Source organism: Streptomyces prunicolor NBRC 13075 (assembly GCF_000367365.1).
GTDB classification, from domain to species: domain Bacteria; phylum Actinomycetota; class Actinomycetes; order Streptomycetales; family Streptomycetaceae; genus Streptomyces; species Streptomyces prunicolor.
Window position 1 is genome coordinate 35,006 of record NZ_BARF01000070.1, and the last position, 17,318, is coordinate 52,323.

General features: G+C 68.7%; 13 protein-coding genes and 1 tRNA gene. 13 read left to right on the forward strand and 1 reads right to left on the reverse strand.

Going from position 1 to position 17,318, the window contains the following annotated elements:
• Window positions 1–188: 188 nt before the first annotated feature.
• The 4 genes from SPR02S_RS30600 (at window position 189) to SPR02S_RS30615 (ending at window position 3,763) form a co-directional block, all read left to right on the forward strand.
• Window positions 189–1,550: a replication initiator gene (locus tag SPR02S_RS30600; RefSeq protein WP_019060843.1), complete on the forward strand. Its 1,362-nt coding sequence runs from the start codon at window positions 189–191 to the stop codon at window positions 1,548–1,550.
• Entirely contained in the window at window positions 1,540–1,743 is a 204-nt protein-coding gene (locus SPR02S_RS30605) for a helix-turn-helix transcriptional regulator (RefSeq protein ID WP_019060844.1), read from the forward strand. The genes SPR02S_RS30600 and SPR02S_RS30605 overlap by 11 nt, the downstream gene beginning before the upstream one ends.
• Window positions 1,740–3,128: a tyrosine-type recombinase/integrase gene (locus tag SPR02S_RS30610; RefSeq protein WP_019060845.1), complete on the forward strand. Its 1,389-nt coding sequence runs from the start codon at window positions 1,740–1,742 to the stop codon at window positions 3,126–3,128. Before SPR02S_RS30605 ends, SPR02S_RS30610 begins: the two co-directional genes overlap by 4 nt.
• Window positions 3,129–3,301: 173 nt before the next feature.
• Window positions 3,302–3,763 carry a DUF2199 domain-containing protein gene (locus tag SPR02S_RS30615; protein WP_019060846.1) on the forward strand — a complete coding sequence of 154 codons (462 nt, stop codon included), beginning with the start codon at window positions 3,302–3,304 and terminating at the stop codon, window positions 3,761–3,763.
• 217 nt (window positions 3,764–3,980) lie between these two features.
• Here SPR02S_RS30615 and SPR02S_RS30620 read toward each other — a convergent pair.
• Window positions 3,981–4,052 (reverse strand) — tRNA-Arg (locus tag SPR02S_RS30620).
• A gap of 218 nt (window positions 4,053–4,270) precedes the next feature.
• Here SPR02S_RS30620 and SPR02S_RS30625 point away from each other — a divergent pair.
• The 9 genes from SPR02S_RS30625 to SPR02S_RS30665 all read left to right on the forward strand — a co-directional run bounded on the left by SPR02S_RS30625 (window position 4,271) and on the right by SPR02S_RS30665 (window position 17,291).
• Window positions 4,271–4,735 (forward strand): response regulator, encoded by a 465-nt coding sequence (locus SPR02S_RS30625; RefSeq protein WP_019060847.1) that lies wholly within the window; start codon window positions 4,271–4,273, stop codon window positions 4,733–4,735.
• A 265-nt stretch (window positions 4,736–5,000) separates the two neighbouring features.
• A complete protein-coding gene (gene nrtL / locus SPR02S_RS63840) occupies window positions 5,001–6,233 on the forward strand; it encodes an ArgS-related anticodon-binding protein NrtL (RefSeq protein WP_019060848.1) in 1,233 nt (410 codons plus the stop codon).
• Window positions 6,234–6,296: 63 nt separating this feature from the next.
• The gene (gene lysA / locus SPR02S_RS30635) at window positions 6,297–7,688 is read left to right on the forward strand and encodes a diaminopimelate decarboxylase (protein ID WP_019060849.1); all 1,392 of its coding nucleotides are present in this window, start codon (window positions 6,297–6,299) and stop codon (window positions 7,686–7,688) included.
• Window positions 7,689–7,841: 153 nt separating this feature from the next.
• Window positions 7,842–9,134: a homoserine dehydrogenase gene (locus SPR02S_RS30640; RefSeq protein WP_019060850.1), complete on the forward strand. Its 1,293-nt coding sequence runs from the start codon at window positions 7,842–7,844 to the stop codon at window positions 9,132–9,134.
• 6 nt (window positions 9,135–9,140) lie between these two features.
• Window positions 9,141–10,199, forward strand: coding sequence for a threonine synthase (thrC, locus tag SPR02S_RS30645; RefSeq protein WP_019060851.1), 1,059 nt, complete (start codon window positions 9,141–9,143; stop codon window positions 10,197–10,199).
• Between the two features lie 257 nt (window positions 10,200–10,456).
• Complete coding sequence (gene thrB / locus SPR02S_RS30650; protein WP_019060852.1) at window positions 10,457–11,386, forward strand: homoserine kinase; 930 nt, start codon at window positions 10,457–10,459, stop codon at window positions 11,384–11,386.
• Between the two features lie 384 nt (window positions 11,387–11,770).
• On the forward strand, window positions 11,771–13,846 hold the full coding sequence (rho, locus tag SPR02S_RS30655; protein WP_019060853.1) for a transcription termination factor Rho: 2,076 nt from the start codon (window positions 11,771–11,773) through the stop codon (window positions 13,844–13,846).
• A gap of 223 nt (window positions 13,847–14,069) precedes the next feature.
• A complete protein-coding gene (locus SPR02S_RS30660) occupies window positions 14,070–15,935 on the forward strand; it encodes a trypsin-like serine protease (RefSeq protein WP_245607639.1) in 1,866 nt (621 codons plus the stop codon).
• Between the two features lie 219 nt (window positions 15,936–16,154).
• Window positions 16,155–17,291 (forward strand): LCP family protein, encoded by a 1,137-nt coding sequence (locus SPR02S_RS30665; protein WP_019060855.1) that lies wholly within the window; start codon window positions 16,155–16,157, stop codon window positions 17,289–17,291.
• Window positions 17,292–17,318 lie beyond the last annotated feature (27 nt).

Genomic DNA, 17,318 nt, shown 5'->3' on the forward strand with positions numbered 1-17,318 from the left:
GAAGTGTCGACCTGCGACGGACGGGAACAGATCGTCCTCGTCGGGCTCGATGGCTTCGAGCGGCATCTGTGCCCGGCACACGCCGCCGCTCTCTGGCTCACGGACCCGACACTCCGGTTCAGTGCCAAGACCCGTACGGAAGCAATCGCTGCCGTGATGTGGCATGCGTTCGGAGGCGGTGGTCGGCAATGACCGCACCCCTGCCGAAAAACGTTGCTGCCCTGCTCACCAGGGCAGCAGAGCCGGAGTTCGCAGCCTGGCGGCGCAACATCGTCAGCCTCGCCGGCTGCACTAATCCGATCCACCTGGTCGGCGGCGCAACCGTTGTCGACACGACCACGGGCGAGGCCCTGTTCTCGTACGCGTCGGACGTCTACGGCGGTCGACTCCTGACCGCATGCGGCAACCGGCGTGCGTCGGTCTGCCCGTCCTGCTCCCGCCTCTACCGAGCCGACACCTACCAACTGATCCGGGCCGGGTTGGTCGGGGGCAAGAACGTCGTGGAGTCGGTGAGCGGGCACCCTCGGGTGTTCGCCACCCTCACCGCTCCAGGCTTCGGGCCGGTTCACACCCGTCGTGAGCGTGCGGGGCATGTACGGGCATGCCGTCCCCGGAAGGTGGGGGACTGCTGCCCGCATGGCTCGCCCATCGGATGCCATGAGCGACACGCGGAGGGTGAGCCCCGTCTCGGCGAGCCTCTGTGCCCGCGCTGCTACGACTATGCCGGGGCTGTCCTCTGGCAGGCGTACGCCGGTCAGTTGTGGCACCGGTTCGCGCTGGAGTTGCGTCGCGAGATCGCACGGCGGGCTGGGTTGTCCCGTACCGAACTCGCGGACGTGGCCCGGTTGTCGTACGCGAAGGTGGCCGAGTACCAGCGGCGGGGCCTGGTCCACTTCCATGCCGTGATCCGCCTCGACGGGCCGGACGGACCAGCCTCGGCTCCGCCCGGTTGGGCCACAACGGCTCTGCTGATGGACGCGATACAGGCGGTCGTCGGTCGCGTGCGGCTCATCGCTCCAGGCGTGGATGTCGTCGGCGCTCGCGTGCTGCGCTTCGGCGAACAGGTCGACGTGCGGCCTATCGCGGCGTTCGGAGCGGGGGAGCGGCTGACCTCCGCGGCCGTTGCGGGCTACATCGCGAAGTACGCCACGAAGGGCGCCGAGTCCGCCGGCGCGGTCGACGGCCGGATTCACCAGGCGCGTGAACTGGTCATGTTGCCGGTGCGGGCTCACGTCCTCCGCATGATCAGTACGTGCTGGTGGCTCGGCGGATTGCCTCCCTTCGAGCCTCTGGGGCTGCGCCGCTGGGCCCACATGCTCGGCTACGGCGGTCACTTCTCCACCAAGTCACGGTGTTACTCGACGACTCTGACCGCACTCCGTGAGGCGCGTGCAGAACATCGTGCGGAGGAGCAGCGGACCGCCCTCGGTATCAGCGGGCGGACAACCGTCACCGTCGGCCAGTGGCGCTATGCCGGGCGCGGCTACTCGCCGGAGGCCGCACTCCTGGCGGCCTCCGTACGGGAGGGCGGTGGTCTTGATGGCGCGTGAGAAGACGGCCGAACTGCTCACTGTGCGGCAGGTGCTCGAAGAGCTGGGCGGGATCTCCCGGCGCACCTTCTATCGCTGGCGAGAACTGCGCCTTGCGCCGGCCTGCATCCGTTTACCCAACGGGGAGTTGAGGGTTCGCCGCGACGTGCTCAACGACTGGTTGGCGGAGCGAGCGGAGGGGGCCGCATCGTGAAGTCGTACAAGGTCTCCGTGTGGAAGCTCTCGGTCAATAAGACGACCAAGAAGCCAACTCACCTCGTGCGCTGGGTCGTTGACGGGGAAGTATTCAGCGATTCGTACAAGACGTCGGCCCTGGCCGACCGCTTCAGGGCCAAGCTGTTGCGAGCCGTCGACAAGGGCGAGCCCTTCGACACGGTGTCGGGGCTGCCCGACTCGCTGCGTGGCGGCAAGGCGGCGCTGACGTACCTGGAGTTGGCGCTCAAGTACATCGATGCGCGCTGGGCTGAGGCGTCGGCGAAGCAGCGTGACAGCATGACCGACGCGTTGGCGACGGTCGTCCCTGTACTGGTCAAGCCGGTTCGGGGACGACCAACTCCGCAGATAGTGCGGCGTGCGCTGCGCTCGTACCTCCTCCCTGTGTCACGGAGGAAGCAGGATCGGCCGGAGGAGATTGCTTCGGCGGTGCGGTGGATCGAGCGGGCCTCTCTGCCCGTAGCGGAGTTGCTGGAGATCGCTCGCGTGCATGAGCTGATCGACGGTCTCGGGCGCAAGTTGGACGGCAAGCCTGCGGCCACGCAGACGTATCGACGGCGGCGAGCGGTTGTGTTCAACTCGCTTGAGTACGCAGTCGAGTTGGAGCTTCTACAGTCCAACCCGCTGAGCCGAGTACGCCGCAAGCGTGGCAAGCGGGCGGTGCAAGAGGTCGACCGCCGAGTCGTGGTCAATCCGCGGCAGGCGCGGGAGTTGCTGGCTGCGGTGACATACGTCGGCGGCTACGAGAGGGCGAGTGGTCGGCGGCTGCGCGCGTTCTTCGGGTGCCTGTACTACGCCGCTATGCGCCCGGGTGAAGCGCTCGGCCTGCGGCGGTCGGACTGCGTGCTCCCGGCCTCGGGTTGGGGACGTATCGAGTTGGCCGAGACGCGTCCAACGGCAGGCAAGGCGTGGACGGACTCCGGGGAGGCGCACGACCGGCGGGGCTTGAAGCAGCGTGCGGAGGGTGAGGTGCGCATCGTGCCCATTCCGCCTCCGCTGGTGCGTCTGCTCCATGAACATCTGAAGGAGTTCGGCAGTGCCAAGGACGGCCGGCTCTTCGCCAGTGAGCGTGGCAATGTCGTAGCGGCCTCGTCGTACTCGCGCGTGTGGAAGCAGACGCGAGAGCTGGCGTTCCTGCCGGAACAGGTCTCCTCGGTGCTCGCCTTCCGACCGTACGACCTGCGGCACGCAGGCGTGTCCCAGTGGCTCAACTCCGGTGTGCCTGCGCCGGAAGTGGCGGCACGCGCCGGCCACTCGGTCGACGTGCTGCTCAAGATCTACGCCAAGTGCATCGACGGCCAGGAGCAGGAGATGAACGAGCGGATCATGCAGGGACTGGGGGAGGTGGATGGCCTCACTGACTGACACGACCGCAAGACCGACGAACCGGAGCCCCGGGCTGCCTAGCCCGGGGCTCCGGTCTGTCTGCGTGTATGTGGACGATCGCGCGTGATCAGTGGCTGGTTAAGCTCCCCGCCATGGCTAACGATCTCGGCTTCACATGCTCATGCTGCGGGGAGCACCACGCGGAGCTTCCGATGAGCTACTCCACCGTGGCTCCTGATGTCTGGGACCAGAACTTCGCAGACGATCCCGACAGCATGCTGTCCTCCGACCAGTGCGTCATCAAGGGTCAGCATTACTTCATCAAGGGCCTGATCGAGATACCGGTGATCGGCAGCGAAGACCTCTTCTCCTGGGGCGTCTGGGTCTCCTTGAGCCGGGACAACTTCGCCCGAGCTCTGGACATGTGGAACACCCCCGGTCGCGAAGCTGAGAAGCCGTACTTCGGCTGGTTGACCACTGAGTTGAGCCTTTACTCGCCCAGCACGCTCAACCTGAAGACGAACGCACACACCCGTCCACTCGGCCGGCGTCCCTTCGTCGAGCTGGAACCCACCGACCATCCCCTCGCCGTCGAGCAGCGCACCGGCATTACCCAGGACCGCGTACGTGAGATCGCTGAGGCCGTCCTCCACCCCAACGGCGACAACGTCTGATCTGACTCGCACGACCGGCGGACGGTTGGTCTACAGGGGTACGTTGAAGGACGCTGAAAACGCCCTGACCTGCCGCGAAGCCCCTCAAGATCAACACGCTATTACAACGTGATCACTGGCAAACGGCTGCTTTTGGCGGCATCCGCCTGCACACACGCGAAGACCCCGTCTTCAGCTAGTGCGCTGATGGCGGGGTCTTTAGGCACCTAATCCAAGGTGCCCCCGGCAGGATTCGAACCTGCGCACACGGCTCCGGAGGCCGTTGCTCTATCCCCTGAGCTACGGGGGCGTGTCCGTCGCGGTGATCGCGGCGACGGGTAGAACCCTACCAGCTACTTACGGGTGTCCATGAACAGGTTTCTCGGTGACCAGGGAGGTGGTCAGGAAGGTGGTGGAGGAGGTGCGCCGGGTCGCTCGCAGGGGGTGGAAGTGGGGAAAACCCGGACGCGGTGGCCGGTCCGGACCTACTCTCGAGTTGTGCCAGGCGCGTCGGGTCGGGTGCTTGTTGTGGACGACAACAAGGTCATCCGGCAGTTGATCAGGGTCAATCTCGAGCTGGAGGGTCTCGAGGTCGTGACCGCGGCCGATGGTGCCGAGTGTCTGGACGTCATTCATCAAGTGCGGCCTGATGTCGTGACCCTGGATGTCGTCATGCCCCGGCTGGACGGGCTGCGGACTGCCGCTCGGCTGCGCAGCGATCCCCGGACCCGTGATCTGCCCCTCGCCATCGTCAGCGCCTGCACCCAGTACGAGGTCGACAGCGGGCTCGACGTCGGCGTGGACGCGTTTCTCGCCAAGCCCTTCGAACCTGCCGAACTCATCGCTCTCGTACGGGAGTTGATCGAGCGGGGGCGGCGACGCGAGCCGCAGGACCCGCGTGATCCGGCCGATGGCCGCTCCCTCGGCGGTGCCCTCGGCGCCAGTGCCAGTGAGGGCGAGCGGGCCGGGCGGGGTGGGCGTAGCGGCGGCTGAGGCTGCAGCCTCCCTTGCCCCGTGCCACTCGCTCCGCACCATTTGCTCCGCGCCACTTCCTCCGCGTGCCACTGCCCCGCGCCCACTTGCTCCGCACCACTTGCAGGTGCCCCTTACCTCCCTAACCTCCTTACCCCCTTACTTGCACGTCCCCCTATATACGAGCCCACCCTGCGGATGCCGCCGCACGCCCCCGCGTCCACATCTCGGACCCCCGCCTAAACCGACTGGCCTACCCACCCCCCTCCTCCCATACGCTTGTCCCGTGACCCCCGTCGAGCTCTCCCGTACCGTGCTGCGCGCGGTGCGCCGTGCTGTCGACGGCGGGGAGCTGCGCGTGACCGTGCCGGAGAAGGTCTCGGTGACCGTGCCGGGGGCCGGCGGGTGGGGGGACTACGCCACCAACATCGCTCTCCAGCTGGCGCGGCCCGCAGGGGAGACCCCCCGCCGTGTCGCCGAGTTGTTGCGGCCGCATCTCGTCGGCGCGCACGGCGTCAGTGGCGTCGAGATCACCGGGCCCGGTTTCCTCAACATCAGGCTGATGCGGGGGAGTGCGGCGTCCGTTCCTCTCATCGAGGAGATCCTGCGGCGCGGACCGAGGTACGGGTTCGTCGACGAGGCCGCGGTCGGCGCCAGCCATGCCGCCCTCCCCGAGCCGGACGGCAGTCGTGACGCCCTCGCCGGGCAACACCTCTCCAGCATCCCGGACGCGCTCACCTGCGAACCCGCCCCCAGCAGCGCAACGACGCTCACCCGCGAACACACCCCCATCCCCTACCTCGTGCAACTGCACGCCCCCCACGAGCCCCGCGCCCTCGTCGTCATGGAGGTCGTCGCCCGCCTCCTGCGTTCACAGGGCTCCCTCGTCCGCACCAGTTGCGCGGCCCGGCCCGAGCCCGAGTGGCTGGCGGTCCTCGGTGTCGACGTCGACGCGTACGGCACCCCGGCGACACCGGCTCCGCTCGACGTGAACGTACGGCCCGTGCCGGTCCCCGACCCCGCCGCCCTCCCCACCCTCGGCCGCGACGCCGCCCGCTGGGCCCTCCTGCACCCCGCCGCCCACGACCGGCCCCGCCTCACCGCCGAGCACCTCGTGCAGCGGGAGAGCAACCCCCTCTTCCGGGTCCGTTACGCCTACGCCCGCACCCGGGCCGTCAGCCGCAACGCCGCCGACCTCGGCTTCACCGCGACACCCGGCGACGTACAACAAGACGTACAAGAGGACACCACCCCCCTCGTCGCGCCCCTCCTCACCCACCTCGCCGACCACCCCCGCCTCCTCGCCCGCGCGGCAGCGCACCGCACGCCCGACCTGCTCGCCCGTCACCTGGTCGCCGTAGCCGACGCGACCCTCGTTTTCCTGCCGGCCACGCTTCCGCTCGGGGACGAGAAACCCTCGGCCGCCCACCGTGCCCGGCTCGCGCTCGCCGAAGCCGCCGGGGCGGTGCTCGCCGGTGGCCTGTCCCTGCTCGGCATCGATGCCCCCGAACACCTCTGAGCGCCAAGACCGAACAAGACACCGCACGATCTGAGCGCCAGGAAGAGACAGAAGAGACACGCCATGAGCCGTTCCGCACACCCCGCCGGTCCCCGTCACGCCGACGTCCTGCCCGAGGGGCACTACTCCGCCCCGGCCGCCGACCTCAACGAACTCGACCCCAAGGTGTGGGCGCAGACCGTCGGCCGGGACGCGGACGGTGTCGTCACCGTCGGCGGTGTCGACGTGAAGACCCTCGCCGAGCAGCACGGCACCCCGGCCTACGTCCTCGACGAGGCCGATTTCCGGGAGCGCGCCCGAGCTTGGCGTACCGCCTTCGGGCACGACGCCGACGTCTTCTACGCCGGCAAGGCGTTCCTGTCTCGTGCCGTCGTGCGGTGGCTGCACGAGGAGGGGCTCAACCTCGATGTGTGCTCCGGGGGCGAGCTCGCCACCGCCCTCTCCGCCGGTATGCCCGCCGACCGCATCGCCTTCCACGGCAACAACAAGTCCGTCGGCGAGATCACGCGGGCCGTCGAGGCCGGTGTCGGGCGGATCGTTCTCGACTCCTTCCAGGAGATCGTGCGGGTCGCTCATATCGCGCAGTCCCTCGGTAAGCGGCAGCGCGTGCAGATTCGGATCACCGTGGGCGTGGAAGCGCACACTCACGAGTTCATCGCCACTGCCCACGAGGACCAGAAGTTCGGGATTCCGCTGGCCGGCGGGCAGGCCGCCGAAGCCGTGCGCCGCGCCCTCCAGCTCGACGGGCTCGAACTCATCGGGATTCACAGCCACATCGGGTCGCAGATCTTCGACATGTCCGGCTTCGAAGTCGCCGCCCATCGTGTGGTCGGGCTGCTGAAGGACATCCGCGACGAGCACGGTGTCGAGCTTCCCGAGATCGACCTCGGTGGTGGGCTCGGTATCGCGTACACGAGTGATGACGATCCCCGCGAACCGCACGAGATCGCCAAGGCGCTCACCGAGATCGTCACCCGTGAGTGCGACTCCGCGAAGCTGCGGACTCCTCGTATCTCCGTCGAGCCGGGGCGCGCCATCGTCGGGCCGACCGCCTTCACGCTCTACGAGGTCGGCACCATCAAGCCCCTCGACGGGCTGCGGACGTATGTGTCGGTCGACGGTGGCATGTCCGACAACATCCGGACCGCGCTCTACGACGCGGAGTACAGCGTCGCCCTCGTCTCCCGGCGCTCCGATGCCGAACCCATGCTCGCGCGGGTCGTCGGCAAGCACTGTGAGAGCGGGGACATCGTGGTCAAGGACGCCTTTCTGCCGGGGGACCTGGCACCGGGTGACCTGATCGCCGTGCCGGCCACGGGTGCGTACTGCCGTTCCATGGCCAGCAATTACAACCATGTGCTCCGGCCGCCGGTCGTCGCCGTGAAGGATGGGGAGTCGCGGGTCATCGTCCGCCGCGAGACGGAGGACGACCTCCTGCGTCTCGACGTCGGCTGAGTAAGCCGAACGAAAGAAAGAGGGGTGGAAGATCTTCGGTCTTCCGCCCCCTGGAAATGAAATCGATGTCTCACGATCCGGACCATGGATAGAAACTCCCGTCCGGTGAGTGAGACTGGTCCAACCGATGACGGTATGAGGAAACGAGGTCGGATGATGCGTACGCGTCCGCTGAAGGTGGCGCTGCTGGGCTGTGGAGTGGTCGGCTCAGAGGTGGCGCGCATCATGACGACGCACGCCGACGACCTCGCCGCCCGGATCGGCGCGCCCGTCGAGCTCGCGGGCGTCGCCGTACGACGGCCCTCCAAGGTCCGCGAAGGCATCGACCCCGCCCTCGTCACCACCGATGCCACGGCTCTGGTGAAGCGCGGCGACATCGACGTCGTAGTAGAGGTCATCGGGGGGATCGAGCCCGCCCGGTCCCTCATCACCGCCGCCTTCGAGCACGGCGCTTCCGTCGTCTCCGCCAACAAGGCGCTGCTCGCCCAGGACGGCGCCGCGCTGCACGCCGTCGCCGAGCAGCAGGGCAAGGACCTGTACTACGAGGCCGCCGTCGCCGGTGCCATTCCGCTGATCCGGCCGCTGCGCGAGTCCCTCGCCGGTGACAAGGTCAACCGGGTGCTCGGGATCGTCAACGGGACGACCAACTTCATCCTCGACAAGATGGACAGCACGGGCGCCGGTTATCAGGAGGCCCTCGACGAGGCCACCGCCCTGGGATACGCCGAAGCCGACCCCACCGCCGACGTCGAGGGGTTCGACGCCGCCGCCAAGGCCGCCATCCTCGCCGGAATCGCCTTCCACACGCGCGTGCGTCTCGACGACGTCTACCGCGAGGGCATGACCGAGGTCACCGCCTCCGACTTCGCCTCCGCGCGGAACATGGGCTGCACCATCAAGTTGCTGGCCATTTGTGAGCGCGCCGAGGACGGTGGGTCCGTCACCGCGCGCGTGCACCCCGCGATGATCCCGCTCAGCCACCCGCTCGCCTCCGTCCGCGGCGCCTACAACGCCGTGTTCGTCGAGTCCGACGCCTCCGGGCAGCTGATGTTCTACGGCCCCGGCGCGGGCGGCGCCCCCACCGCCTCCGCCGTGCTCGGCGACCTCGTCGCCGTGTGCCGCAACCGGCTCAACTCGACCACCGGGCCCGGCGAGTCGGCGTATGCCGCGCTCCCCGTGTCGGGCATGGGCCAGGTCGTCACGCGGTACCACATCAGCCTCGACGTCGCCGACAAACCGGGTGTTCTCGCCCAGGTCGCCACCGTGTTCGCCGAGCACGGTGTCTCGATCGATACGGTTCGGCAGCAGGGGAAGGACGGCGAGGCATCCCTCGTTGTCGTCACGCACCGCGCGTCCGACGCCGCCCTCACCGGGACCGTCGAGGCGTTGCGCAAGCTCGACACCGTGCGGGGTGTCGCCAGCATCATGCGGGTTGAAGGAGAGTAACCAGCAATGACCCACCAGTGGCGCGGAATCATCGAGGAGTACCGGGACCGGCTCCCGGTGTCCGACAGCACGCCGGTCGTCTCCCTCCGTGAGGGCGGCACGCCCCTCGTGCCCGCGCAGGTGCTCTCCGAGCGCACCGGCTGCGAGGTCCACCTCAAGGTGGAGGGCGCCAACCCCACCGGGTCCTTCAAGGACCGCGGTATGACCATGGCCATCACGCGGGCCAAGGAGGAGGGCGCGCAGGCCGTCATCTGCGCCTCCACCGGCAACACGTCGGCCTCCGCCGCGGCCTACGCCGTACGCGCCGGGATGGTCTGCGCCGTCCTCGTGCCGCGCGGCAAGATTGCGCTCGGCAAGATGGGCCAGGCCCTCGTGCACGGCGCGAAGATCCTCCAGGTCGACGGAAACTTCGACGACTGCCTCACCCTCGCCCGCAAGCTGAGCGACAACTACCCTGTGGCGCTGGTGAATTCGGTCAACCCGGTGCGCATCGAGGGTCAGAAGACGGCCGCCTTCGAGATCGTCGACATGCTCGGCGACGCCCCCGACATCCACGTCCTGCCGGTGGGCAACGCGGGCAACATCACCGCGTACTGGAAGGGCTACAAGGAGTACGCCGGGGACGGCATCGCCGCGCAGACCCCGCGTATGTGGGGCTTCCAGGCGTCCGGGTCCGCGCCCATCGTGCGCGGCGAGATCGTCAAGGACCCCTCGACGATCGCCACCGCGATCCGTATCGGCAACCCCGCCTCCTGGCAGTACGCGCTCGCCGCGCGGGACGAGTCCGGCGGGTTCATCGACGAGGTGACGGACCGTGAGATCCTGCGCGCCTACCGGCTGTTGGCCGCTCAAGAGGGCGTTTTCGTCGAGCCCGCGTCCGCCGCTTCCGTCGCCGGTCTGCTGAAGGCGGCCGAGCAGGGCAAGGTCGACCCGGGCCAGACCATCGTCTGCACGGTGACCGGAAACGGTCTGAAGGACCCCGACTGGGCCGTCGCGGGCGCCCCGCAGCCCATCACCATCCCGGTCGACGCGCCGACGGCGGCCGAGCGGCTCGGCCTGGCGTAAAGCCGCCTGGCGGGTATTCGCCACGGGGGGTGCACAGGGGGCTTACGACACGCATCGTGCGCCTCCTGTGCGCCCTATGTCGCCACAGAACCTTCCTTCGATAGGCTGTACCGAACCCGCCCGCCGCATATGCCTGCGCGCATGGCTCGGCACCGCGCCGTCTCCACGGCCCGAGGGTCTTCACGTACCTATCGGATGTCATCGAATTCCATCGAATGTCTTCGACAATCACGCAGCTCAAGGAGAGTCATCGAGCGATGGCCGGTCCAGCCTTCCGCGCCGCCGCCGTCCGGGTGCGCGTCCCCGCCACCAGCGCCAACCTCGGCCCGGGCTTCGACGCCTTCGGCCTCTCGCTGGGGCTCTACGACGACGTCGTCGTCCGTGTCGCCGACTCCGGGCTGCTCATCGACATCGCCGGCGAGGGCAGCGAGACCCTCCCGCGCGACGAGAACCACCTCCTCGTACGGTCCCTGCGCACCGCCTTCGACCTGCTCGGCGGACAGCCGCGCGGCCTCGAGATCGTGTGCGCCAACCGCATTCCGCACGGCCGCGGCCTGGGTTCCTCCTCCGCCGCCATCTGCGCAGGCATCGTCGCCGCGCGCGCCGTGACCATAGGCGGGGACTCCAAGCTCGACGACACGGCCCTGCTGGAGCTCGCCACCGAGATCGAGGGCCACCCCGACAACGTGGCGGCCTGTCTGCTGGGCGGCTTCACGCTCTCCTGGATGGACGGCGGCGCCGCGCGGGCGATCAGGATGGACCCCGCCGATTCCATCGTTCCGGTGGTTTTCGTGCCCGGGAAGCCGGTGCTCACCGAAACCGCGCGCGGCCTGCTCCCGCGCAGCGTCCCGCACGTCGACGCCGCCGCCAACGCGGGCCGCGCCGCCCTGCTCGTCGAGGCCCTCACCCGCCGCCCCGAGCTGCTGCTGCCCGCCACCGAGGACCGCCTGCACCAGGAGTACCGCGCTCCGGCGATGCCCGAAAGCGCGGCGCTCGTCGAGCGGTTGAGGGCGGACGGGGTTCCGGCCGTCATCTCCGGTGCCGGGCCCACCGTGTTGGCACTTGTCGACGCCGACAACGCCGACAAGGTGTCCCACCTCGCCGGTGAGGGCTGGGCCGCCAACCGGCTCGATCTCGACGCGCACGGGGCCTGCGTACTGCCGCTCGCGGCCCCGAGTGCCAATTGACTACGTACCGTCGCCGGATTTCGAGAGGGGGAATGTTTGTTGGATCCGGTAGTGTTAATCTCAAGTCTGCACCCGACCCCACCATGGCGAGGTGCTTGTTGTCCCCGTCAGGGACAGACATTCTTCCGGGAGCCTCCCAAGCCGCACCGTGTTCTGTAGGGGCACAGAGCGGTTCGCCGGGCACGCTCCGGAATTGGTGCGACCAAGCCACGTGACACAGACACTCGGTGCCACTGCTTCGGGAAGCGCCGTCACCAACAATCTCTTCCGCCGCTTAGGCGGACCACCGCCCCGGCACGGTTCACACAGCAAGAACCGAAGCCGGACAGCACAACCGGTCGCCGAGCCAGACAGGCCGACGTCCGCTCCAGGGAAGGACCCTTCGTGAGCGACACCACCGATCTGATGGGCGCGCGTGTCGAGGAGACCGCTGCCGCGCCCGCCACGGACGCCTCCGCGCCTGCCACCGGTGCCGGCTCCCGGCGGCGCCGCGGTACCGGCCTCGACGGCATGGTGCTGGCCGAGCTGCAGCAGGTCGCGTCCGGCCTCGGCATCAGGGGCACCGCGCGGATGCGCAAGAGCCAGCTGATCGAGGTCATCAAGGACGCGCAGGCGGGCGGTGCTCCGGCCAAGGCCGAGACCGCCACCGAGACCAAGCCGAAGCGCCGCGCCACCTCCAAGACCCGTACGGGCGACGAGGCGGTCGCCCCGGCCGAGCAGAAGGCCGAGAAGGTCGCCGCCGAGAAGGCCGTGGCCCAGCAGCAGATCGAGATCCCCGGCCAGCCCGCCGGGGGCCCCTCCCGCTCGAGCGAAGCCGAGAATGGGGGAGACGACGCGCCGGTCGAGCGCCGTCGTCGCCGTGCGACCGCCGAGGCCGGCAGCCCCGAGACGATCGTCGCCGAGGTGAAGAGCGAGCCGAAGGCCGAGACGCCCGCCGCGCAGGGCGACGCCGGTGACGACGGCCGGCAGGGCCGCCGGGACCGTCGCGACCGCGACCGCGGTGGCCGTCAGGACCGCCAGGACCGCGACCGCGGCGACCGCCGCAAGGACAACGAGCAGCAGGGCGGTCAGCAGCAGGACCGTCAGCAGCAGAGCGGCGGCCGTCAGGACCGTCAGCAGGGCGGTCAGCAGCAGGACCGTCAGCAGCAGAGCGGTGGCCGTCAGGACCGTCAGGACCGGCAGCAGCGTGACAACGGCCCGCAGGACGACGACGACTTCGACGGCGGACGCCGCGGCCGTCGCGGCCGGTACCGGGACCGCCGTGGCCGTCGTGGACGCGACGAGTTCGGTGGCACCGCCGCGGGCGAGCCGCAGGTCGCCGACGACGATGTCCTGATCCCCGTCGCGGGCATCCTCGACATCCTCGACAACTACGCGTTCATCCGGACCTCCGGCTACCTGCCGGGCCCGAACGACGTGTACGTCTCCCTCGCCCAGGTCCGCAAGAACGGCCTGCGCAAGGGCGACCACGTCACCGGCGCGGTCCGGCAGCCGAAGGAGGGCGAGCGCCGCGAGAAGTTCAACGCGCTCGTGCGCCTGGACTCGACCAACGGCATGGCCCCCGACTCCGGGCGCGGTCGGCCGGAGTTCAACAAGCTGACGCCGCTGTACCCGCAGGACCGGCTCCGCCTGGAGACCGACCCGGGTGTGCTGACGACCCGCATCATCGACCTCGTCGCGCCGATCGGTAAGGGCCAGCGCGGTCTGATCGTGGCCCCGCCGAAGACCGGCAAGACCATGATCATGCAGGCCATCGCCAACGCGATCACGCACAACAACCCCGAGTGCCACCTGATGGTCGTCCTGGTCGACGAGCGTCCGGAAGAGGTCACCGACATGCAGCGGTCGGTGAAGGGCGAGGTCATCTCCTCGACCTTCGACCGTCCCGCCGAGGACCACACCACGGTCGCCGAGCTCGCCATCGAGCGCGCCAAGCGGCTGGTGGAGCTGGGCCACGACGTCGTCGTACTCCTGGACTCGATCACGCGTCTGGGCCGTGCGTACAACCTCGCGGCGCCCGCCTCCGGCCGCATCCTCTCCGGTGGTGTCGACTCCACGGCGCTGTACCCGCCCAAGCGCTTCTTCGGTGCCGCGCGCAACATCGAGGACGGCGGTTCGCTGACCATCCTCGCCACCGCGCTCGTCGACACCGGGTCCCGCATGGACGAGGTCATCTTCGAGGAGTTCAAGGGCACGGGCAACGCCGAGCTGAAGCTCGACCGGAAGCTTGCCGACAAGCGCATCTTCCCGGCGGTGGATGTCGACGCGTCCGGTACCCGTAAGGAAGAGATCCTGCTCGGCAGCGACGAGTTGGCTGTCACCTGGAAGCTGCGGCGGGTGCTGCACGCGCTCGACCAGCAGCAGGCGATCGAGCTGCTCCTCGACAAAATGAAGCAGACGAAGTCGAACGCGGAGTTCCTGCTCCAGATTCAGAAGACCACTCCTGGCAACGGTGACTAGGCACTCCGTTGGTTGAGCCGGAGTACTGCCGGTCGTTGGTTGGCTGTCGGTAGTTTGTGGCTGGTCGCGCAGTTCCCCGCGCCCCTTTGGGGCGCGCTTGAGGGCCGCTCCCTTTTTCTCAAGGGGGCGGCCCTCTGCGTTGTCAGTGGGTCGCTGTACGATCTCGCCCTTCGGACTTGTTTTCGATAATCGTCCGAACTTCTGATCCCGAGGGGGGACTTGAATGGGTACGCCCATGCCTGGGGCCGGTCGGCACAGACGCCGGATACGTTTTGGCCTGCCTGTCGCCGCGGCCGGTGTCGCCGCCGCCGTGGCCGCCGCGCTGATGACGACGTCCGCCGGTGCGGCCACCGCACTGCCGACGCCGACCGTGAAGCCCGTCATCGCCCAGCCGTCGCTCGCCACGCTGAAGAAGCGCATCGTGGGCGCCCAGGCCGGTGACGACATAGCCGGGGAGACGACCAAGAAGGCCTCCCTGAGCGCGAGCACCACCGGCACGACCGCCGGCCCGAAGATCATCGGCGGCACGACGACCACCATCAACACCGCGCCGTTCATGGCGCAGCTCTGGTACTACGACGACAAGGGCACCACCAGCGAGAGCGACGACATCGGCTTCTTCTGCGGTGGCTCGGTCATCTCGCCGTCGAAGATCCTGACGGCCTCGCACTGCGTCAAGGGCTACAACTGGGCCAAGAACGGCGTCGTCGTCACCAGCGCCACCGTGCTGCCGACCAACACGACGGACGCCGACGGCACCACCACCACCGACCTGCACGGCGGCCAGGCCACCGCGGTCCTGCGCCAGTGGAACCACCCGTCGTACAGCGCGACGACGATCGACAACGACATCGCGGTCCTCACCCTGGCGGCCCCCGTCAAGGCGACCCCGATCCGCATGACGACGAACGGTGACACGGCGTCGTACACGGGCACGCCCGCCAAGACCGCCAAGGTCTACGGCTGGGGCCGCACCAGTTCCCAGACCGACGACCTCTCCGACACCCTGAAGACGGCCACGCTGCCGATCCAGTCGGACGCCACCTGCGTCGGCGCCTACGGCAGCCTGGTCATCAAGGCCCACATGGTCTGCGCGGGCACGCCCGCCACCGGCAGCGACACCGGTACGACGGCGATCTGCAACGGCGACTCCGGCGGCCCGCTGGTCGTCGGCGGCCGGATCGTCGGTGTCGTCTCCTGGAGCGGCGACGACGGTGACGCCAGCACGGTCAACGACTGCGTCGTCGAGGGCACCTACGGCGTCTTCACCAAGGTCGGCGCCTACGCCGGCACGGCCTACGCGCAGGTCGACGACGGCAACCTCAGCTACACCGACAACAAGGCCGACATCTACGCCCGCAAGTCCTCCACCAAGGTGGGCTACGAGCTGGACTCCAAGGGCACCTCGCTGGCCGCCCGCGTGTCCCTGGGCGACTGGGGCGGCGTCAACCTGGTCCGGTCGGCCGACCTGAACCGGGACGGCTACCAGGACTGGATCTACCGGACCACAGCCGGTGCGGTCTACTGGGACCACTTCCAGCTCAACAGCGCGCGGGACGACGGCAGTTGGGTCAGCACGAAGATCTTCGCCAACTGGAAGACCCGCACCCGGATCATCGCCACCGGCGATGTCACCGGCGACTACCTGCCCGACCTGGTCTCGGTCGACAGCGCGGGCGTGCTGTGGATCTACCCGGGCAAGGGCAACGGCACCTTCAGCTCGCCGTCGCGGGTCGGCGGGGGCTGGAGCCAGTACAACACGCTGGTCGGCCACGGCGACTTCAACGGTGACGGCAAGGCCGACCTGCTCGCCCGCAACAAGAGCACCGGCGTCGTCTACCTCTACAAGGGCGCCGGCAAGTCCGGCACGGGCGCCTTCGCGGCCCGCGTGAAGGTGCGCACCTGGGGCAGCTACAACGCCTTCGACGCCGTCGGTGACTTCACCGGCGACGGCAAGGCCGACCTCCTGATCCGCAACGCGAGCAACGCGCTGTACCTCTACCCGGGCACCGGCAAGGCCACGAGCGAGATCTTCGGCACACCGAAGTCGCTCGGCACCGGTTTCCAGCAGTACGACATCTTCGGCTGAAATCGCAGGTGAGCGGGGCATAACCCGCTGACGCGACTACCCAGAGTGCCCATCGCCGTACGCGATGGGCACTCTGCGTTGTGCAACCCTTTCCCGAGTTTCCCTGTCTGACCTGGCGGAGCGACCATGGAGCGAGGAATGAGCGGTATCGGTCGCTTCGGCCAGGCCTGAACCCTGAAAGCAGGGGGTAACCGACCCGGAACGAGATGCGAGGAGCCCATGTCCGCCGAGAGCACGCCGGAGCCCGTCATACCGGGCAAGGACGGCAACAGCGGCCCGCGCCACCGCGCCGGACGCCGTAAGAAGGACCGCAGTCCGCGGAGCAAGGCCCTGCTGATCACGGCCTGGGTCGCGGCAGGCGTCGTGGTGCTGGGTGGCACCGGCGCCGGGTACGTGTACTTCAAGCTCAACGGCAACATCAAGACCGTCGACATCAACCAGGCCCTCGGCACCGACCGGCCGGTCAAGGTCGACAACGGCTCCGAGAACATCCTGGTGCTGGGCTCCGACAGCCGCTCCGGCACCAACAAGAAGCTCGGCGGCGGCACCGACGACGGCAGCGCCCGCTCCGACACCGCGATGATCATCCACGTCTACAAGGGCCACAAGAAGGCCAGCGTGGTCTCCGTCCCGCGCGACACCCTCGTCGACCGCCCCGAGTGCACCGACACCAAGGGCGTCACGCACGACGCGGCGTCCGGCGTGATGTTCAACGAGGCGTACTCCACCGGCGGCTCCGCCTGCACGGTGAAGACCGTCGAGTCCGTCACCGGCCTGCGCATGGACCACTACCTCGAAGTCGACTTCGCCGGCTTCGAGAAGCTCATCGACGAACTCGGCGGCGTCCCGGTCACCACGACCAAGGCCATCAAGGACCCGCAGAGCCACCTCGACCTCAAGGCCGGCACCCACACCCTGAACGGCAAGCAGGCCCTGGGCCTGGTCCGCACCCGGCACGGCGTCGGCGACGGCTCCGACCTGGGCCGCATCCAACTCCAGCAGGCCTTCATCAAGGCCCTGGTCAACCAGGTCAAGCACATCGGCGTCCTCACCAGCCCGACCAAGCTCTACGACCTCGCCAACACCGCCACCAAGGCCGTCACCACCGACTCCGACCTCGGCTCCGTGAACTCCCTCACGTCCTTCGCCAACGGCCTCAAGAGCATCAGCTCCAAGAACATGACCATGGTCACGATGCCCGTCGAGTACGACCCGGCCAACCCCAACCGCGTGATCGTGGAGAAGTCGAAGGCACAGATGGTCTGGACGGCTTTGAAGAACGACCAGCCAATCCCGGCGGCAGCCACCAAGGGCACGGCAACAGGCGAAGCCAAGGGTGTCGTAACAGCTGGCTAGGGCGCACCCCCTCAGGGGCGCGGGGCT

Coding starts and splice junctions, on each gene's coding strand:
- lysA (WP_019060849.1), top strand. CDS start 6,297: ATGAGCCGTTCCGCACACCCCGCCGGTCCCCGTCACGCCGACGTCCTG.
- SPR02S_RS30605 (WP_019060844.1), top strand. CDS start 1,540: ATGGCGCGTGAGAAGACGGCCGAACTGCTCACTGTGCGGCAGGTGCTC.
- SPR02S_RS30615 (WP_019060846.1), top strand. CDS start 3,302: ATGAGCTACTCCACCGTGGCTCCTGATGTCTGGGACCAGAACTTCGCA.
- SPR02S_RS30665 (WP_019060855.1), top strand. CDS start 16,155: ATGTCCGCCGAGAGCACGCCGGAGCCCGTCATACCGGGCAAGGACGGC.
- thrB (WP_019060852.1), top strand. CDS start 10,457: ATGGCCGGTCCAGCCTTCCGCGCCGCCGCCGTCCGGGTGCGCGTCCCC.
- SPR02S_RS30660 (WP_245607639.1), top strand. CDS start 14,070: ATGGGTACGCCCATGCCTGGGGCCGGTCGGCACAGACGCCGGATACGT.
- SPR02S_RS30600 (WP_019060843.1), top strand. CDS start 189: ATGACCGCACCCCTGCCGAAAAACGTTGCTGCCCTGCTCACCAGGGCA.
- SPR02S_RS30640 (WP_019060850.1), top strand. CDS start 7,842: ATGATGCGTACGCGTCCGCTGAAGGTGGCGCTGCTGGGCTGTGGAGTG.
- thrC (WP_019060851.1), top strand. CDS start 9,141: ATGACCCACCAGTGGCGCGGAATCATCGAGGAGTACCGGGACCGGCTC.